Raw genomic sequence first — 18,590 nt, 5'->3', positions numbered from 1 at the left:
TGGAGTCCGGAGTGATATGTCACGACGACCGCCGGCGTGAAGAGGTGCGCCAGGCGGATCTCAATGGGCTGGATTATGTCGAGGTGAGCAACGACGGTCGTGTGCTCGACGTCTATCTCTTAGGAAAGCTGACTGGTGACGTATCCGCCTCCAATATTCGTATTGATGGGGGAGTGCGCATCAAGAATATTGTCGTCACGCACGTTGAGCCTGTCCGTACCCAAGACCAAAAGAGCGATGATGTCTTGCGGGTTTTCTCCAATATGCGGGGAGACTCCTCCACGTACACGCTGCATGTCGTTGAAGCAGATGAGTATAACCGACCCGGGACGGAACCACTGAAAGGATTTGATGCTCGATATGCCACAGTGGACTTCACCTTTTACGGAGCGGCGCCGACCAGTTCAGTGTATCCTCCCAGCCAAGCAGCCCCGGTCTCTCGTGATGAACCGGAGATCAACTACCTCGCCAAGGACTACGCGAGTTTTCGCCAACTGATTCTTGATCGTCTTGCGATCGTTGCGCCGGCATGGCAAGAGCGGCATGTTCCCGACTTGGGACTGACCCTTGTTGAGGTGCTGGCCTATATCGGCGATCAACTGAGCTACTACCAAGATGCCGTCGCCACCGAAGCCTATCTCAACACAGCCCGGCAGCGCATTTCCGTGCGCCGGCACCTGCGGCTGATCGATTATTCGCTGCACGATGGATGCAACGCCCGCGCCTGGGTTTGTATTGAAACGGCAGGCGATATGACGCTCGAGCCCACAGATGTCTATTTTGTTTCGGACACGAATCAGACCATGACCAGCCGCGATACCGTCATGCCCGGAAGAGATATGGGAGAGGTGCCCTCAAGCCAATACGAAGTGTTTGAACCGATCGAGGATCGGCCAATAAACTTGTACGCAGCGCACAACCGGATCAGCTTTTATACCTGGGATAACAGGGGTTGTGTCTTGCCTGAAGGCGCGACGTCGGCAACTCTTCGCGACGACGAGCAGGGTGGTGAACGAGCACTGAGCCGACTTCGTGCGGGCGATGTGCTGATCTTTGAGGAAGTCTTAGGGCCCCGGACGGGTGTAGCGGCCGACGCGGATCCCAGGCATCGGCGCGCGGTTCGGTTGACAAAGGTGACGCCTGGTTGTGATGAACTGCATGCTCAGCCGGTGGTCCATATTGAATGGGATCGTGAGGACGCCCTGCCCTTTCCTCTCGTAATTTCGGCAATTGGTCAGGCCCCGGATTGCAATTATATCGAGGACATCACTATCGCCCGAGGCAATGTCGTGCTCGTGGACCACGGGCGTACTGTCACAGAGAAGGAACCTTGGATGGTAGCGCCACAGGAAGAACCGACAGAATGTGAAGGTGAAGGACAGCCGGCTGACAGGGTGCTGCAAGCGGCGCCGTTTTATCCTGTGCTTACACAGGGTCCCGTCACTCAGCGCGTTCCGTACCCCGAGAGAAGAATGATCGCCCGACGGCAAGCTCAGGTTCTTGATCAAATCATCCGCGATATCCGCCTCCAGGTCGTTGAAATTTGGCGGGCTGTGGAGAAGCGGGAAGAGACAAATCCTGCAGCCCGTCTATCGGACGATGAGTATGAGACACTGAGCACCATTTTCGGGAAGGAAGTCCTTGCTCGTTTTGAAATCCGAGAGGACCAACGGGCCACACAGAACCCGAGCAAAGCATTGAAGAGGTTGCTCCTTCTCGAGGGACGGCTGCTGCTGCCCGCCACATCTCGCGGAGTTGTGTTCTCACAGCGATCTCTGTTCGCGCGCAAAATACGTCGTCTCACCTCTCTGCGTGAACGTGCGTACTCTGGATACTGTTTGACTGATCGTGATGCCCAAGAAGTGGGAACGTTGTTTGGTCAGGAATATGGAGAGCGGCTGAAACCGACGAATCCTCTTTTGTACGGATCGGTACAGCAGGCGATACGGCAAGACGTAGCTGAGGCACTGCCGTGCCTTACCGTTAAAGAGGAGCAGGAAGGGAAGGAACAAGAAGAGAGGAAGCAGGATGGAACGAGGCAAGATGGGAAGGAGTGGGGGCCACGACGAGACTTGCTGAACAGTGGTCGAGAGAATCGACATGTCGTGGCGGAGGTCGATGACGGAGGGATCGCCCATCTACGCTTCGGCAATGGCGATCTCGGCCGGCCGGTGCAACCGGGTGTTGCCCTGAGGGCAACCTATAGAGTCGGAAATGGAACGAAAGGGAATGTTGTCGCCGAAGCGATTTCTCATCTGGTGTATCGTTCCACCTCTGTCTCTGACTCGAGGGTTCTCCGGGTACGAAATCCTCTTCCGGCACAGGGAGGCTCCGACCCTGAACCGATTGCCACGGCCAAACTCAAGGCACCGGCAAGCCTTCGATCTCAGCTTGAGCGAGCGGTGGTTGCCGAAGATTATGCTCGCTTCGCGGAACGGAACGAGAAGGTACAGCGCGCGGCAGCTGAACTCCGCTGGGCGCATGGTTGGTATGAAGTGCGCGTGTTTATCGACCCGCTGCACGGCTTTGTTCTTGAGGATGGGCTACGCGATGAACTAGCCAGAGATCTGTACGCTTATCGACGCATCGGTCATCAGGTCGTCGTGCTTCCCGCCCGCTATGTGCCGTTAGACATTGCGCTGACCGTGACGATTCGTCAGCATCAATTGCGCGACCATGTTGCCGAAGAACTACGCGCTGTCCTCGGGAATGCAACACTTCCTGACGGGCGAAAGGGATTGTTCCATCCTGATCTTCTCACGTTCGGTGACAGTCTCTATCTCAGCCGCCTCGTTGCTACAGCGCAAGCCGTGCCCGGTGTCCTCAGCGTCGAAGTCACACGACTGTGCCGCTTGTTTCACCCGCCAGCCAAGGAGATCGAAGATGGGATGTTACGGATTGGGCCCTTCGAAATCGCTCGTTTAGATAATGATCCAAATCGTCCTGAGCTTGGAAAACTGGCATTGACGATTACAGGTGGACGATGACAGAACCCAGACAGGGTTGGGAACCTGCCGAGACATTGACCCCACTCTCTGTGAGCAACCGGTCGGGATTGGACAGCCTGCGGTATCGAGTTGGTACGCACTCGGCGTTTCTTGCGAGCATGAAAGCCGCGCTCTCTCGTCGGGGGTTCCCTCTACTCGGAAGACTGACCTCAGACACCAGTGACGATCCGGCCATTGCGCTTCTCAACGCTTGGGCGACCGTCGCCGACGTCCTGACCTTCTATCAAGAGCGAATTGCCAACGAAGGGTACATACGAACAGCCAGAGAAGACCGCTCTCTTGTAGAACTGGCTAGACTCGTGGGGTACGTGTCAAGTCCTGGTGTGGCAGCGAGCGTGTATCTTGCGTATACAGTTGAAAACAACGTGTCATCCCAGCCCGATCAGGGGCGAGCCCTCTCGTCGAAGAAGGAGTCTCCCGTCACCATTCCTGTCGGCGCGCGTGTGCAAACCATTCCGGGCCCCGGAGAGCTGCCGCAATCGTTTGAAACGGCAGAGGAGCTCGAAGCACGAGCCAGTTGGAACAAGTTGAAGCCACGTCTGACTCGCCCACAAAGAATCACTCCTGAGAATGCGGAAACGCTGGAGACCTTGTATTTCGATGGTATCGCTACTGGGTTGAAAGCCAACGATCTCTTGCTGTTCGTCTTCCCCAATCCAGCCAAGCAATACTACCGTCACATTGCAGTGGTTTACGACCCGGAAACCGACAAGAAGCGAACCAAGGTGGCCCTGCAGCCTATTTCCCAATTGAGGGCTGTAGAAAAAGCGGTTGATCCATTCATCCTGAAACCTCCTGAGAAAGGCAAACAAGAAACCCAAGGTGAAAAGACTAGACGAGAGATACTCGAATCTCTGAAACAACAGATGATTGCGAATGTGCCTCCTGGGGAACGTCTGGCGCGGATTTCAAAGAAGACGGTTAGCCTTGAGCGTTTTGTAAAGGGAACTCGAGGAGGGGAAACGCGTGATTGGTTGACGAATCTCGTTGCGACGTTGAATGAGAGGACCAAGAAGGACCAAGGAGGAGACTTGACCACACAGGAAGGCGCTTCTCGGCCTTTGTCTTTAGACCGGCAGCGGGCAGACGGTCCGGTTTCCGAACTCGCCTATGACGTGGTTGCAAAGAGTCCTTTAGACATGGACACGGCTTTATCCGACCGCCTGCCTGGAGCAAGTCTCGAAGAGACAAACCCGGTGACGGTGTATGCATTTCGAGTGAAGGCGTCATTGTTTGGCCATAGCGCTCCGCTCGAACCCAAAGAGCTGAACGACAAAACCAAAGTGATGAAGTTTGGCGAATGGCAAGTCGGTGACGAGGACAAGACACGGAACACACTTTACCTCGATGCAAGTTATGACAAGATCGCCCCGAACAGCTGGGTGCTACTTGAATACAGCCCACATGAACGTGTGCTGGTGACCAAAGCCACAGCTGTCGATGCAGGGATTTCTCGAGCTGCATATGGGATTTCTGGAAAAACCACCAGGCTTGTGCTGCCTCCAAAAACTCCTGACGGCAACGATAGCCCATGGTTCCAAGGCAGCGATGGGTTTGATGTCATTCGACAAACCGTTGTGTATGTGCAGAGTGAAGAACTGCCTCTCGCTGCTGAGCCGTACCTCGCTGCGATTGGGGGAGAAAATAGTGAGCGGATTGAACTCGATGGCTATGTGGAGGGACTGGAGCCCGGTCGCTGGCTGATCGTGACTGGGGAAGAGGAAGATATCAGTCAAACTCCGGATGAGATCGGACTCGAGGAGGCACAGGCGAAGGAGCTACGGGGTGGGGTAACGATAAAGGGTATGAGACGAAGTGAACTGGTGCGGTTGGCTGCCGTTCACCATGGTTGGTCGACGTTACCGAAGACTGTTGAGAAGGAGAAACCTCTCGTACCAGCATCGGGAAATGCTGCTCAAACCACCATGCCTCAGACCGATGAGAAGGAACAACATCCCGTGCCAGCGCCGGGGAATACGGTCCATACCACCCTGGTGTTCGACAAAGGTTTGCAATCTCGCTATAAACGGGAGACGGTAGAAATCTCTGGCAATGTCGTACGCGCGACTCACGGTGAGACTCGCAAAGAAGTGCTTGGGAGTGGAGACGCCGGCAAACCACTCCAACGCTTTTCCTTATCTCAGAAACCCCTGACCTATACGCCAGCCTCCACCCCTTCGGGTAGCGCCAGTTCCTTGAGCGTTTACGTCAATGGCATTCGTTGGCGAGAAGTCGCGCGTCTGACGGATCTCGCGGATCTCGGTCCTGGTGATCGTGTCTTTGTGGTGCAGACTGATGAAGAACAGAAGACGACCATTATTTTCGGCGACGGCAAGAACGGAGCTCGTCTCCCAACCGGTACAGAGAATGTAAAGGCCGAGTATCGGGCGGGAATCGGCAATACTGGGAATGTCGAAGCCGAACGGGTTCGACTTCTCATGACACGTCCGCTCGGTGTGAAAGCCGTGGACAACCCTCTGCGGGCGTCTGGAGGAGCTGATCCCGAAAACAAAAGCGCTGATCTCATGCGGGACAATGCCTCGTTAGCGGTGATGGCTTTTGATCGTGTGGTGTCTGTTCAAGACTATGAAGATTTTGCCCGCAGCTCTCCGGGAATCGGGAAGGCCAGGGCCGAGCTGTTGCGCCATGGAAGGCAACAATTCATTCATCTCACGATTGCCGGAATCGATGATGTTCCGATTGACGAAGAATCGGACCGCTATAAACATCTGACCGCTGCATTGCGGCAGTACGGCGATCCCCATCACCAGTTTTCTGTCGCCACGCGTCAATTACTTGTCCCGATTATATCGGCACAGATCGTTGTGCTCAAAGACCGCCAATGGGACACTCTCCAGCAGGATGTCCGTAAAGCCTTACTGAAGCGATTCAGTTTTCCTAACTGCAACTTGGGCCAAGGCGCATTTCTCAGCGAGGTGATCACGACGATCCAGAACGTACGTGGTGTGAAATATGTCGATGTCGATGTGTTTGAAAGTATTCCCCAGATGCAAGGCGAAGGAAGACTGCGGCGCCCGTTGACCTTCCCTGAGATCGACCGTGAGGCCCAAAAAGTCGTGGAAGCGAAAGTGAAGACAGGAGGTCGTCCGCGACCACGTATCCCTGTGAGTGTCGCGGCGATTGTTAAGGGGGAGGTTCGACCTGCACAGTTGGCCTATATCCCTTCCGTTGTGCCGAATGCGATTGTTCTAACACAGAGGTTGACATGAGTGAGGCTGATGACCGGGTCTATGCATTATTGCCGGTCGTGCACCGTCAGCGCGACGAAGAAGCCGGTCAACCGCTAAAGGCACTGCTGAGCGTGATTGCCGATCAGATCGGTATTGTCGAGCACGACATTGAACGTCTCTATGAGAACTGGTTTATCGAGACCTGTGATGACTGGGTCGTGCCCTATCTCGGCGACCTCGTGGGCTACCGACCTGCGCCAGAAATACGGGAACGTGGCTTTGTCGACTATGAGCGCCCAAGTACGCAAGATACAGTGTTCGTCTCGCGGCGTGAAGTTGCTAATACTCTACGCTATCGGCGCCGGAAGGGATCGCTCGCGCTGTTAGAATTGCTTGCCAACGATATTGCGGGATGGCCCGCGCGAGCGGTGGAGTTCTACCGACTTGTTGCCGGAAGCTATGGACTGAAACACCGCGTGATGTACAGCAACTATCTGGTGGATCTCCGGCTTGGCGGTGACGTTGATCGTCTGAACACACCATTCGATGAAACGCCCCATACGGTCGATGTCCGTCGTCTCGGTTCCCCTCGCTCACGAGGCTTGTACAATCCGACTCACGTCGGCATTTTTGTCTGGCGGTTGAAGGCCTATTCAGTCAGCCGAACCCAGGCGCTGGTCTATCCGGTCACTTCCGTACAGGCAGGTGCTCCGGACCCAAAACAAGGATGGTATAGGTTTACGTTTGATGCGTTTGGACATGATGTCCCCTTGTATACCTTGCCTGTGGAAGAGCCAGCGCCAACCCACATCGCGGACGAAATAAACCTGCCGGTACCGATTCGCCGGCGTGCGCTCAGGGATCGGTTGGCTGACTACTACGGAGAAGGCAAGAGTTTTTGTATCTGGATCGACGATGCCGAGGAACCTCTCGACTTGAAGGATATTGTCCCCACTGATCTTAGTAGTTGGAGTTGTTCGTTCAAAGGTAATCGGTCTTGGGTTGCAGTGGACCCTCAACTCGGACGGCTCCTCTTCGCCCAACCTCCGAAAATGGTGCGAGTTTCCTATCATTATGGATTCAGCGCCGATATCGGTGGTGGTGAGTATGATCGCCCGATTATGCAAGTGGTGGGGAAGACGGGGACAACAGAATCGAGCCCGAGTCTCTACAAGGTCGACCCCGGACAAGATTTGATTACTGCGTTCCAAAATTGGGAAAGCGACCAGCCATCTCACGCCGTGATCGAGGTTGTTAAGAGTGGATGGTTTGACATACCCGGAGGACGGGTTGTCTTGAGGCTAAAAGCAAACCAAGTCCTGCATCTGCGCGCCGCGAATGCTGTCCGTCCCGTCATCCATGGGACGTTTGATGTCACGGTACATTCTGGGAGCAGGCTGTTGCTCGATGGGTTCTTGATAGACGGTAGCCTTGTACTGAAGGGGGCGACCGAGGAACAAAACACGCAAGCCGAGATTTTGCTCCGGCATTGCACCGTAATGTCTCGCAAATCGCGTGACCGAGAAAGCGCTCCGAGTAGTCAGGACGTTGAAGACCAGGTAAGTAGCTCTCCGAGTCTGGAACTGATAGCTATCGGGAGGAAAGTCGTTATTGAATCCTCTATCGTTGGACCGGTGTGTGTGTCACAGCATGAGGTCCGAACCGAGCCGATCCAGATTGCTCTGGTCAATAGTGTCATCGATTCCGGTAGTGATGGGGCGACAGCTGTGGGTGCGCTGAATCATGAAGTCGCCCATGCTGTTTTAGCCATCGAGCGCAGCACGATATTAGGACAGGTTCGGGCGCATGCAATCGATGCAGCCCTTAATACGATCTTTACTAGCTGGGTCCAGGTCGATCGTCGTCAACGCGGGGAGATGCGATTTTGTTATGTGCCGCCGGAATCCCGCACACCGAGCCGTCACCAGTGCCAGCCGGATCTTGCCGAGCAGGATGCGAAAATGCGACTTCGAGTGGAGTTGAAACGGCAGCCTACTCGTCAGGAAGTTGATGCCGCGCAAAGGGCCGTACGGAGCCGCATCCGCCCGTCTTTCACCAGCCAGCAATATGGTACTGCCACGTACTGTCAACTCTCAGCATCCTGCCCACAGGAAATCGTGCGTGGCGCTGATGACGAAGGGGAAATGGGTGTCTTTCATGACCTGCATTATCCTCAGCGCCTTGCGAACTTAGAGGCTCGTCTCAACGAATACATACCGGCGGGAATGGAGTCAGGAATTATTGTCGCCAGTTAGGAGTGGAGTATGAAAGGTGATTTCTCTCGACTGACCTTCGATAAGGAGAAACAGTTCTCGCGCGTGCTTATGCAGCAGGGGCGTGTTCAGCTTGATGCGGATTGGAATGAGCAGGTCGCTATTTTCTTGGAGTCGATACGCACGTTGACCAGGGATGTGATCGGACCGCATGGAGGCACGACGGATACTAGTTTCAAGATTGAGCCCGGTGAAAAGGGCTTCCTCATTAAGAAGGGGCGCTATTATGTTCAGGGAATAGGATGCATAAATGATGACGCCCAAGCGTACGACCAGCAGAAGAATTATCCTCTTTCTGAGTCCGAGAAGATCAAAGCTGGAATGTATTTGGTCTATCTCGATGTCTGGGAGCGCCATGTGTCTGTCGCAGAGGATGATTGCATTCGTGAGGTGGCGCTGGGCGGTGCTGAGACGACATCGCGTGGGCAGGTCATTTGGCAAGTCAAGACTCTTCGGCTCGACGACAAGGATGCCGACCATGTTCGCTCGCAAAAGAGAGCCTTGCAGTGCATGGAAAAGGCTGAAGCGGTATGGCCGCGCAATCCTCAGGGGGTGCAAGAAAGAAGGAAACAGTTCGCACGTTATGCTCTGCAAGAAGTATTGAATAAGCAGCTCCGGAATAAGAGTAACGTACAGCTCCGCTCGCGGGTCAAGCGTGCCTACGAGTTTGCCTCGGATGCCAATCGAGAGCCAGAATTCCCATACCGAGGCATCGAGAATCAGCTTTACCGTGTTGAGATCCATAGAGGAACTGCCGGTGAACAACCTGGCGTCACCTTCAAGTGGTCAAGAGACAACGGCTCATTCGCCTGTCCCATTCAAGCGATGGCCGGATTGAACGTCACCTTAAGCTATTTTGGAACCGACAGCCGAGGTGGATTGAACATCGATGATTGGGTAGAGATCGTAGATGATCGAGATGTCCTCAGAGGGGTTCCCGGGGTTTTGCACCAAATAGAAAACATCGACTTGAGAGGGATGGATACGCTCATAACACTCAAGGCCAATGCTGGGCCTGAACGTCAGTATGGTGAGAAAGATCCCTACCATCCAGTGCTGCGCCGGTGGGACCACAGCGATCGCAATGGGGAGCTGAATGACGGCGCTGTTCTCGTGCGGGAGAAAAGGACTGACGATGCCTGGATCGAGCTCGAGAATGGCATCGAGATCCAATTTAGCAGCCAGACTAATGGAAAAGCGACGGAGTATAGGAGCGGAGACTATTGGTTGATTCCAGCTCGAACCGCGAAGAGTGACATTGAGTGGCCCCAGACTATTGATGGGAACGGTAAATCTACTCCGGCGGAGCAGGAACCATTCGGAATCGACCATCACTACGCGCCGCTCGCTTTTATTACTTCTGAAGATGATGGACGGATTTGTGTCGAACACGATTGCCGATATGTTGTTACCCCTATTGGGCTTCCTGTAGGACCTCCGCTCAGACCCCCGGTTGGTCTTAATGTTCTTGCCCTGACTCTTGCTGGTGCCCTACTTGGGGTGGTCTGGTTTGGAGTGGAATACTTGCCGAAATACTTACCTATAGGAACGGATAGTTTCTTACGATTGTTTATCTATACAGGCATCGGGGGGATTTTTGGATTCGTCCTCTCCAGCCTATACAATGTATTTCTCCAGTGGCTAGCGCCGTCAGGGCAATCGCAGGAATGAATGGAGGGAAGACCGGAGGTCCACTCTCACAGTAACTAGTTCAGGATTATTTTGTGGTGAGAAGGGGGAATTTATGCGAACTCAAATCAGTATATTTCTACTCATTCTTTTCCTTGCTATGCTCGCACCCATATTTATCTTTGGACTGCCGGTCAGTTATGCACAGGGGCCTAATCCCCCTCCCTCCACTCAAGCCGACTATTCGAAGCTTGGTTCTGCTTTGCTCGGGTATCTCGTGATATCCGCCGTCTTGGAGATGGCACTCACCGTCGTGTTCAACTGGCGATTGTTTAGCAGGTATCTTGAAGGTAAAGGCTGGAAGACGCCTTTTGCGATTCTCTTTTCCGCTTTTGTTGTGTGGAATTATGACCTTAACATGATGAAAGACGTTCTGGATGCTCTAGGAATGTGCGGAAAGGATGGTTGTTCCCAATCACCTATAATCGGCCGGGTTGTCACCGCTTTCGCTCTCGCCGGGGGAAGTGATGCCTTCTTCCGGCTCTTCACAAGGCTAGGGATCCGCAATCCCTTGGAACGGAAAGAGAAGGCCGCAGAGGAAGCCGCAGCATAAGACCATAGGAAGCCACATTGGCAGCGGAATCGTCTGCCTGGGAATGGCAAGGGTTTTTGTTCTTCCTTCCTCTTGTAGTGGGTCTCGACCAGTCATCGATCGTCATTATCCAGGGAGGCATGAAGGCAGATGCGTGTTCGGCATGAAGGTATGGATAGAAATCGGGAGTCATTCAAACCTTTTAGGTTCGGACTCGCAAGAAAGCCTTGGCCAAGGAGGTAATATGTCTGATCCGATCAACTACTACTTCAGACTCCCGAAGTCGAAGCGCCCCAATGAAGTGGTGCTTAACGAACCCTGGTACCCTGGTGTTCAACCCTACTGGTCGAACTGCACAACCAAACGATCTGTCGATCCGATCATGGGCGTAGTAGCAGTCGTGATTCACGCCACGGCCGGATCCTCGTCGGCGGGGGCGATCTCCGTCATGAAGAGGTCGAACAATCCGGCTTCATTTCATTGGTTGGTGCCGGATGAGGACGAACCGCAGCACGGTGAGCTCGTGTGGGCCTGTGTTCCGGAAGCGCTTGCGGCCTGGCACGTACGGAATGCGGTATCTCATCCGGATGTCAATGATAGCGAAACCCGAGTGAATCACTGGTCGCTCGGCATTGAGGTGGTGAACCGTCAGGAGAACGATCCCTTCTCTTCCTGGCAAGTTGAAGCCACCGCCCGAATCGTTCGCTACTGTTGGGCGAAGTACCCGAATCTCACGTATGTCGTGTCGCATGCGAAACTCGATCCCACCCGACGGACCGACCCAGGCACTCAGTTCGACTGGGAACGCTTTAAGAGTTTGGTCCTCAAAGGTGAGGCAGAACCAGTCCCAATGTTGGTTAGACGAGCGATACCCCTCTCAAAGGTGAAGACCACAAAGTCCGCACGCTGTTGTGACACTGGTCGTCCACTAGTGAAACGACGACCCAGGCGCCGCGTGAGCTCCCGTGCGAGAGGTAAAAGGCGCAGATAAACCATGCCGTCTTAAGAGAGAAAAGGGGTCGGGCATATTTATCGGATCGTCAAGAAGAAAAGGAAGAGGTCGGCGGGAGCGCAGGGGAGGCTGTCCTCTGGGGGGCATCAGTGTTCATAACCAGATTAGCCAAGACTGTTTCATGGCTAGAAGAGCCGAGGAGCGCGATCAAGATCAATCTGAGCAGGGTAGCTGATGGTGACGTGCTCGATCACAGCGAATGATGTTATGGCATGGGCATCGGCCTTCGTCTCCGACATGATATGCCGGACCTCCCATCCTCGTGTCACTAACGCGTCGGCGATCAAGGATCGGTGGCACCGCCAGGGGACTGCTTCCGCACACATGATAGCTGTGTGCTGTGATCGACTCTCGACCATCAACTCGTCCAAGGCTCTCCGAAACCCCTCTGTCTGCATGTAATCCGCGTAGCCGCGGAAGCTCGCATTTCGCCAGCCGGTGTTGATGGAATCCTTCTTGGGTTTACGCAATCCACCAAGCTTCGGCATGTGCTTGTACGACAAGTCCTCATGCTGCAAGCTCTTTGAAAGCGCTTCGTTATTGTATTGAGGATTGTGGCGAGAGTGGGGAATGGTACGAACGTCGATAAGTTGCTGAATGCCATGCGCCTTTAGGAGTGCGAGAAACTCGTCGATTGGTTTGGTCGAATGGCCGATGGTCCAGAGAACCTGCGACATGGTCCGATCATCTTTCGACTGCTTCCGTCGCCCATTGAGTCAAGACTTCCGCATCTTCGATCACATCGATCGGGACCTCATAAAACGATTTGAGTGTTTGCTTGGCGTTGGGTCGGAACGGTTTCATGCCATGTTCCTTGTAATTGGGTACGGTGGCCGCACTCACTTTGAAGTAGAGACGACCTTTATGAATGATGCCGAAAAACTTGGCCTCATGATAGAGCCCATAGCCTCCGAACATGGCTCGTGCGGTCACCCCGTTCAGCTCTGTCAGCTGATCTAGGATGAAGTCTTTGAAGCCGTCGCTCTTCGTCGGCATGCCTCATCCGGGCTTGCGCCCGGCGACCATCCGCGCGGCGATCGGGAACGTGATGCGGGCACCGCGCTGGAACTGCGAAGCAGCTGTGATGATAAGGCGTTTCACCTCCAGCCGTTGCGCTTCCGACAGCGTCGCCATGAGATTTTGGACCGGGGCGGCAATCTCCACCAGGCTCGTATAATATTCATCGGTTGAGCCGTAGGACCACTCCCCAAGAAATTCCTGGTCCGTGATGTCTGTAAGGCCGGCTCTCTCCAACATGCCGGCGAAGTCGCCCGGTTGAGCGAGACGGAAGATGCCTGGCGCCATCGGGTCCATCGACGGCTGGTCGATGACCTGCTTGACGGCTGCCATCGAAAGGCTGATCGAGGGGTTCTTTTCCGGGGCGGACCAGACGGCTGCCGCGACCCAGCTTCCCGGCTTCAGGACACGCACAATTTCTGCAGCAGCTTTGGGAATTTCGGGGAGAAACATGAGGCAGAAGCGGCTGGTGACGGCGTCGAAGGAAGCGGATTCGAACGGAAGGGTGGTGACATCACCGACCCTGAACGTCACGTTATGCAACCCCAATTGCTTTGCCTTTCTCTTCGCTATAGTGAGCATATGTTCGGCGAGGTCGATGCCCACAACGCTTCCGTCTACTCCGACTGTCTGAGCGGCGAGGAGTGCCGGATAGCCTGTGCCCGACCCCAGATCCAGCACGCGAAGCCCACTGCGCAGCCTGGCGTCGCCCACGAGCCGGTGATTCAGGAATGCCATCTGTTCATCGAAGAAGCGATCCCACTTCTCCCACCCACCGGCGACGCGGTTCCAGTCTTGTCGTTGATTATCGATGACTTGCTCAGGCGATGGCGCTGCCATGAAGTTACCTCAGGGTTTCCAGAGTCTGGCGCATCTCTTGGAGTTCGGACGCAAAGAGGTCCAAGTGTTGATCCCGTTGAGGCTGATCGCTCTTGAATTTCCATAGCCGTTTGAAAATCGTCCTGAGTTCTTTATTGTGTGTGACGGCCAGTGCGTAGGCCGGCTGTTCCTTGACCGATTTCTCGACGCAGCAGATGCTGTTGTCGATCGCATGAAACTGGTTGTGCAGATCGTCGAAGGGTTGATCGGCTCCCTTGCCTCCCTTGGCGGCGTTGGCCGTGGCTTCCGCCATATTGGTCAGGTTGATGAGTGTCTCGACGCCTGTTGCGCCCTTGGCCTTTTCAGTAAATTCCTTTGCGTGTGGATAAAAGAGGTAGCTGCATCCGCTTGTGCTCAGCAGTAGCAGGACGGCAATTGGGAATACTGACCTCCAGTTCATATGTCCTCCTTGGCCAAACGGGTGAATTTCGAGAGGGGCTTCCCGCCACCTGTTGGAGGCTGGGAAGTCCCTCTCTTCATCATCATAAACGCTCTTAGACCGTGACCGGCACGGTCTTGATCGCGGCCTTCACTTGGGCGGCCATTTCTGGTGGAATCGAATCCAACTTATGACATTGCTTGGCGTGGGTGGCGACCAACTGCATCAGTTCCGCCTCCGTCTCCGCCCGCACCTGGAATCCGCAGCCGCCCGACGGTTGCACGTCCAGACATCCAAGCTGCTTGTACTGTTTGTCTGCCATGATTTCCTCCTCTGGTTGGGGGTTGGGTTAGTAAGAGTCAGGACATCTCGTGGAACAATTCTTCCTTGGTGACCTTCCATTGGCTCTTTCCCTTGACGGCCTTGATACCCTTTGGACCCGACCAATGCCGGGCATCGCGCCAGCCTCGACACTCTCGACATTCTGTGCGTAGAAGCGATTGATCGCCTCTTGATTCTTGCCCCTGTCGGCAGGGGGTTACCATTTCTTTTTCAATGTCCATGGTCGTCATAGTGAAATCTTCGTCTGGTTGGTGGATATAGAAGGATCATAGTTGATTCATACGGGGGAGATCAATCCTTGATGTGCACCGCTGGTTTTCTTGTGGAAACTTTCATTGCGATCTTGTCCGGGTGCTTCTACAATTGCCGCCGGCAAATCTATCCATTGGTTCACTAGATGCCTGAGTGCAAGCGATGACCGTATCAGACGAAAAGACTCGGTGCGGCTGGGTCGGTCTGAAACCGCATCTCATTCGGTACCACGATGAAGAATGGAGTGTGCCGGTGCATGATGATCGAAAACACTTCGAGATGCTTGTGCTCGAAGGGGCTCAGGCGGGTCTGACATGGGAGACGATTCTGCTGCGTCGCGAAGGATATCGCAGAGCCTTTATCGGATTTGATCCAGTCGAAGTTGCCCGGTTTACACCTCGGAAGAAGGCTGTACTGCTGAAAGACGCGGGTATTATCCGCAATCGATTGAAGATCGAGGCGGCTGTAACAAACGCGCAAGCCTTTCTGGTCGTGCAGAAGGAGTTTGGATCATTTGACGGCTATGTCTGGCGATTCGTCGATGGCAAGGCGAAGATCAATCGGTGGAAAAATCGGAAAGAGATTCCTCCCACGACGGCTGAGAGTGATGCGCTATCGAGGGACCTGAAAAAACGCGGCTTCCGTTTTGTGGGCAGTACGATCATTTATGCCTATATGCAGGCAGTTGGCATGGTGAATGACCACACATATGAGTGTTTTCTTGGCGTGAAGGGCAATCCGTGAAGATACAGTTCCTTATTTTTTCGCACGTTGAGCAAAATTCACGGTCGGAAATCCCAGTAGACGTACCGTGACCTGTACGCTCTATCGTTGTCGAGGCAGGAAACCTATCGATCAAGCATTCTTATCTCTTGGGTTTGGCCACATGGATAATGCGGCTGCAACAACCAGCCACACCACACCCGCAAGAATCGCCACTATGTGGAGGTCGTACCAGGCGTTTATCCCGAGGAAGGCCTCATTGAGAAGCAGCGCGAGCAGCAGCATAACGAATCCAACCCAATTGATAAAGCTCATGCCCATGGATTGTCTCCTTTCTAGTGATGGCCTTTGCCCTGCGTCCCATGAACTCTTATGTGGGTGAATGACATCATGCGTCCTGACGACCGGGCCCTCTCCACACAGAGAGCCACAGTGCAACACCGAGGTACAAGATAGCCGGAACGATCACGGTGAAGAAATTGAGGTCGTACCACACGTTTAAGTACACCACCTCATTCAAGAAGAGAGCAAAGAGCAACATCAGAAATCCGATGATATTGAACCAACGAAAGCCCATGACTTGCCTCCTCTCGCCTCCTCTCGTTGATGGCTCTGACTTGTGAGCAACGATCGTGTAACTTAACCGTCTTCCTCCTAGCTTAGAGGCGATTGTACGTCACCCCTGGTGCGAAAAGCTACGGTGGAAATGATAGAACTCCCTATTATGAGGGTGCTTTTTCTGTGGGTTTGTCCCCCTTTTTTCGATACCCAGGGCAACACGAGGTAAAAAGTGATCAGGATTATCACTCACTTAGATATGGATGCGTTCTTCGCGGCGATTGAAGAGCGCGATACTCCAGCCTTTCGTGGGGTCCCCCTCGTCGTCGGCGCGGACCCGCTGGGCGGAAAGGGCCGCGGGGTCGCCGCCACATCGAACTATCTGGCGCGTGCGTACGGTATTCACTCGGCGACGCCAATCTCCACTGCGTGGCGCTTCTCTGAGGCCGCTCGCCGGGCGGGGAAGCCGCCGGTGACCTTTGTCTCGGTCGACATGCAAAAGTATGCAAGGGTTTCGGAGAAGGTGATGCGGATTGTACGACGATTCATTCCTCGTGTGGAACAAGCCAGTATAGATGAAGCCTACGGCGACATGAGTTGGACAGGATCGTATGAAGAAGCCGAACGCCTAGGTTGCCGTCTGAAAGAGGCGATCCATTCGGAGGAACGACTGACTGCCTCAATCGGGATTGGGCCGAATAAGTTGATCGCCAAAATCGCTTCAGGATACCGGAAGCCTGACGGACTCACGGTCGTCCGCGAGCAGAAGGCCGAGGCGTTTCTGGCTCCACTCTCGATCCGGGTCATCCCCGGTATTGGACCCAAAACCGAAGGCATGCTGAACGCAAAAAATATCAAGATTGTCAAGGATCTAAGAGCACTGACTCTCCATCAACTCGAAGCCCTCTTGGGGAAACGCGGCGTAGCTCTCTATGAGAAGGTTCGAGCACGGGATGACTCACCGGTCGAGGAATATTCGGAGCCAAAATCCATCGGGGAGCAGGAAACGTTCGAATCCGACACGCTCGACAGTCATACGCTTCTCAATCAACTCGATGGACTTGTTCGAGGCGTGAGTGATAGCCTGCATCGCGAGGGATTTCATTCTTTTCGAACCGTCGTGCTGACGGTTCGCTTCGCGGATTTTGTGACCAAGTCACGCGCCCATACACTGGCGATGGCGACCGATGAGCGGGCAGTATTGAGGCGCGAGGCCATGAGGCTGATGCTGCCTTTTCTCGATCAGCGTGAAAACCCGCAGCGAAAACTCATCCGCTTGCTTGGCCTTCGGGTGGAGAAGTTGAGCTGTGAGGCGAATCCTGCAGGGTTACTGGATCGATTTTTTAGTTAGACCCAGACCTCGACAGCTGTCTTTCCGCACAGGATGTAGGCCAAAACATCTGACCTGACCGACTATCCCGTTCACAGCCCTCTGTAGCCCTACGTAGCCCTACCTTCTGGTGAAGGATGATCATCCCAACGTGTATGCTTTCACCTTCACTGCGAAATTGTACGTAGAATCAACAGGCTATCATCGCAATACATCGAAATAGTGAATCCATATCCCTTCGCTGTTCAGTTTCAATACGTTCCTAAACCAGGAATTTGAAGAGGATTCTTCAGAAATCCGCACGCGCATTAATAAATGCTCAGGTATGCCAATTGCTTTTTCCCTCTGCAGCTGTTGTTTGATTTGTTGGAGGCATCATGAACATTGGATCGAACCAAGTCATCCATGAATCGCCTATGCGCCGCGGGCGGAATCTGAACGCTGAAGACGCTGTGGTCGGTGTCCGTAAAGAGGTGGGGGCTTCATTTCCTTCACGACGGCGAGAGATGCGGGTGAGCGAACAAAAAGTGTGTGCGTATAGCCTATGCGAATCGCTCGATGGAGAGCAAGCGACCATTGAACAGGGTGAGGTGTACTGCATCAATAGGAGTGCGCATGGGATCCTCGTGATGATGGGTGGCCAGCCTCAAAAGCGGCAGCTATTGGAACTCCATATTGCTGAAACTCGATGGGAATATTCCTTGAGCCTGTACGAAGTGCAGTGGACAAAAATACTACCAGTTGAGTCTCACGGTGAACTTTTTCTCGTGGGGTGCCGTCTGGTATTTGGAGCTTCTCGATACGGGGTATTCTAAGTTGCCTTGGGGGCAGAGCCCAGCATCGCATCGCGTGGGTCAGTGAGCCTAAATACGTCAGGTACGGTCCGGCGCACGCCTTGATTCGTCCCGCAAGTCAGTCCATCTCCTGCATTTGAAGTCGGCATCGGCTGTCCACCGCACTTATAAGCATGGTATGGCTTCCTCATACGATGTCATGAAGCGACTCCTTTGACTTTGTCATTTTCATTGGGTATGTTTCGGATACCACCTCCGGTGTTTACGAGTAGACCGAACAGTTCAATGTTCCTAAGCTGCACGTCGGTTTAGGCGTTGGTGGTATTTCATTCGAGTGTTTTGAAAAGGTATGCGTAGATTTTGAAGCCCCTGAGGGCTATACAGTGTTAGACGATGACTTACCAGGGATGCTAAGTGTGAAGCCAGACACGAAAAACCGAAAACGCTCGCTCCGAGGATCACGCTGACATGAAGATCTCCCAAAATCGCGTTTAGCGAAAATCCTCTCCGCCGTTCATGGGCGTCACTCCGCAATAACCCGCAGAAATATTGAAAGTGTTGCCTTCGGTTTCTCGACGAGACTGTCGATGAACGTCAAGAGTAGACCACTT

17 protein-coding genes are annotated in these 18,590 nt (G+C 53.9%); 9 read left to right on the top strand and 8 right to left on the bottom strand.

Going from position 1 to position 18,590, the window contains the following annotated elements; all coding sequences use genetic code 11:
- Window positions 1–11 precede the first annotated feature (11 nt).
- The 6 genes from P0120_23665 (at window position 12) to P0120_23640 (ending at window position 11,684) form a co-directional block, all read left to right on the top strand.
- Entirely contained in the window at window positions 12–2,987 is a 2,976-nt protein-coding gene (locus P0120_23665; GenBank protein MDF0677306.1) for a putative baseplate assembly protein, read from the top strand.
- Entirely contained in the window at window positions 2,984–6,238 is a 3,255-nt protein-coding gene (locus P0120_23660; protein ID MDF0677305.1) for a putative baseplate assembly protein, read from the top strand. The genes P0120_23665 and P0120_23660 overlap by 4 nt, the downstream gene beginning before the upstream one ends.
- The gene (locus P0120_23655) at window positions 6,235–8,454 is read left to right on the top strand and encodes a hypothetical protein (GenBank protein MDF0677304.1); all 2,220 of its coding nucleotides are present in this window, start codon (window positions 6,235–6,237) and stop codon (window positions 8,452–8,454) included. The genes P0120_23660 and P0120_23655 overlap by 4 nt, the downstream gene beginning before the upstream one ends.
- A gap of 9 nt (window positions 8,455–8,463) precedes the next feature.
- A complete protein-coding gene (locus P0120_23650) occupies window positions 8,464–10,143 on the top strand; it encodes a DUF6519 domain-containing protein (protein ID MDF0677303.1) in 1,680 nt (559 codons plus the stop codon).
- A gap of 73 nt (window positions 10,144–10,216) precedes the next feature.
- Window positions 10,217–10,714, top strand: a complete 498-nt coding sequence (locus tag P0120_23645; GenBank protein ID MDF0677302.1) for a hypothetical protein — start codon at window positions 10,217–10,219, stop codon at window positions 10,712–10,714.
- 223 nt (window positions 10,715–10,937) lie between these two features.
- Window positions 10,938–11,684: an N-acetylmuramoyl-L-alanine amidase gene (locus P0120_23640; GenBank protein MDF0677301.1), complete on the top strand. Its 747-nt coding sequence runs from the start codon at window positions 10,938–10,940 to the stop codon at window positions 11,682–11,684.
- A 146-nt stretch (window positions 11,685–11,830) separates the two neighbouring features.
- Here the strand turns inward: P0120_23640 and P0120_23635 are convergent, their stop codons facing one another.
- From P0120_23635 to P0120_23610, 6 genes are all read right to left on the bottom strand, one after another.
- Window positions 11,831–12,382 carry a DUF488 domain-containing protein gene (locus P0120_23635; GenBank protein MDF0677300.1) on the bottom strand — a complete coding sequence of 184 codons (552 nt, stop codon included), beginning with the start codon at window positions 12,380–12,382 and terminating at the stop codon, window positions 11,831–11,833.
- Between the two features lie 7 nt (window positions 12,383–12,389).
- The gene (locus tag P0120_23630) at window positions 12,390–12,701 is read right to left on the bottom strand and encodes a TfoX/Sxy family protein (protein MDF0677299.1); all 312 of its coding nucleotides are present in this window, start codon (window positions 12,699–12,701) and stop codon (window positions 12,390–12,392) included.
- A 3-nt stretch (window positions 12,702–12,704) separates the two neighbouring features.
- Entirely contained in the window at window positions 12,705–13,562 is an 858-nt protein-coding gene (locus P0120_23625) for a methyltransferase domain-containing protein (protein MDF0677298.1), read from the bottom strand.
- 4 nt (window positions 13,563–13,566) lie between these two features.
- The gene (locus tag P0120_23620) at window positions 13,567–14,001 is read right to left on the bottom strand and encodes a hypothetical protein (GenBank protein MDF0677297.1); all 435 of its coding nucleotides are present in this window, start codon (window positions 13,999–14,001) and stop codon (window positions 13,567–13,569) included.
- Window positions 14,002–14,095: 94 nt separating this feature from the next.
- Entirely contained in the window at window positions 14,096–14,302 is a 207-nt protein-coding gene (locus P0120_23615; GenBank protein ID MDF0677296.1) for a DUF1059 domain-containing protein, read from the bottom strand.
- A 37-nt stretch (window positions 14,303–14,339) separates the two neighbouring features.
- Window positions 14,340–14,552 carry a hypothetical protein gene (locus tag P0120_23610; GenBank protein ID MDF0677295.1) on the bottom strand — a complete coding sequence of 71 codons (213 nt, stop codon included), beginning with the start codon at window positions 14,550–14,552 and terminating at the stop codon, window positions 14,340–14,342.
- A 184-nt stretch (window positions 14,553–14,736) separates the two neighbouring features.
- Here P0120_23610 and P0120_23605 point away from each other — a divergent pair, with 184 nt between their 5' ends.
- On the top strand, window positions 14,737–15,318 hold the full coding sequence (locus P0120_23605; protein MDF0677294.1) for a DNA-3-methyladenine glycosylase I: 582 nt from the start codon (window positions 14,737–14,739) through the stop codon (window positions 15,316–15,318).
- 111 nt (window positions 15,319–15,429) lie between these two features.
- Here the strand turns inward: P0120_23605 and P0120_23600 are convergent, their stop codons facing one another.
- Both P0120_23600 and P0120_23595 read right to left on the bottom strand, forming a co-directional pair.
- Entirely contained in the window at window positions 15,430–15,618 is a 189-nt protein-coding gene (locus P0120_23600) for a hypothetical protein (GenBank protein ID MDF0677293.1), read from the bottom strand.
- Window positions 15,619–15,685: 67 nt separating this feature from the next.
- Window positions 15,686–15,874 (bottom strand): hypothetical protein, encoded by a 189-nt coding sequence (locus tag P0120_23595; protein ID MDF0677292.1) that lies wholly within the window; start codon window positions 15,872–15,874, stop codon window positions 15,686–15,688.
- Between the two features lie 213 nt (window positions 15,875–16,087).
- Here P0120_23595 and dinB point away from each other — a divergent pair, with 213 nt between their 5' ends.
- Window positions 16,088–17,206: a DNA polymerase IV gene (gene dinB / locus P0120_23590; protein ID MDF0677291.1), complete on the top strand. Its 1,119-nt coding sequence runs from the start codon at window positions 16,088–16,090 to the stop codon at window positions 17,204–17,206.
- A 356-nt stretch (window positions 17,207–17,562) separates the two neighbouring features.
- Window positions 17,563–18,000 carry a hypothetical protein gene (locus P0120_23585; protein ID MDF0677290.1) on the top strand — a complete coding sequence of 146 codons (438 nt, stop codon included), beginning with the start codon at window positions 17,563–17,565 and terminating at the stop codon, window positions 17,998–18,000.
- Window positions 18,001–18,590: the final 590 nt, after the last annotated feature.

It is taken from the genome of Nitrospira sp., from assembly GCA_029194675.1.
Lineage (GTDB): Bacteria > Nitrospirota > Nitrospiria > Nitrospirales > Nitrospiraceae > Nitrospira_D.
Note: the sequence above shows the minus strand (reverse complement) of the source record. Positions and strands in the feature narration are given on the sequence as shown.

Coding starts and splice junctions, on each gene's coding strand:
- P0120_23660 (MDF0677305.1), top strand. CDS start 2,984: ATGACAGAACCCAGACAGGGTTGGGAACCTGCCGAGACATTGACCCCA.
- P0120_23655 (MDF0677304.1), top strand. CDS start 6,235: ATGAGTGAGGCTGATGACCGGGTCTATGCATTATTGCCGGTCGTGCAC.
- P0120_23650 (MDF0677303.1), top strand. CDS start 8,464: ATGAAAGGTGATTTCTCTCGACTGACCTTCGATAAGGAGAAACAGTTC.
- P0120_23645 (MDF0677302.1), top strand. CDS start 10,217: ATGCGAACTCAAATCAGTATATTTCTACTCATTCTTTTCCTTGCTATG.
- P0120_23640 (MDF0677301.1), top strand. CDS start 10,938: ATGTCTGATCCGATCAACTACTACTTCAGACTCCCGAAGTCGAAGCGC.
- P0120_23635 (MDF0677300.1), bottom strand. CDS start 12,382: ATGTCGCAGGTTCTCTGGACCATCGGCCATTCGACCAAACCAATCGAC.
- P0120_23630 (MDF0677299.1), bottom strand. CDS start 12,701: ATGCCGACGAAGAGCGACGGCTTCAAAGACTTCATCCTAGATCAGCTG.
- P0120_23625 (MDF0677298.1), bottom strand. CDS start 13,562: ATGGCAGCGCCATCGCCTGAGCAAGTCATCGATAATCAACGACAAGAC.
- P0120_23620 (MDF0677297.1), bottom strand. CDS start 14,001: ATGAACTGGAGGTCAGTATTCCCAATTGCCGTCCTGCTACTGCTGAGC.
- P0120_23615 (MDF0677296.1), bottom strand. CDS start 14,302: ATGGCAGACAAACAGTACAAGCAGCTTGGATGTCTGGACGTGCAACCG.
- P0120_23610 (MDF0677295.1), bottom strand. CDS start 14,552: ATGACGACCATGGACATTGAAAAAGAAATGGTAACCCCCTGCCGACAG.
- P0120_23605 (MDF0677294.1), top strand. CDS start 14,737: ATGACCGTATCAGACGAAAAGACTCGGTGCGGCTGGGTCGGTCTGAAA.
- P0120_23600 (MDF0677293.1), bottom strand. CDS start 15,618: ATGGGCATGAGCTTTATCAATTGGGTTGGATTCGTTATGCTGCTGCTC.
- P0120_23595 (MDF0677292.1), bottom strand. CDS start 15,874: ATGGGCTTTCGTTGGTTCAATATCATCGGATTTCTGATGTTGCTCTTT.
- P0120_23585 (MDF0677290.1), top strand. CDS start 17,563: ATGAACATTGGATCGAACCAAGTCATCCATGAATCGCCTATGCGCCGC.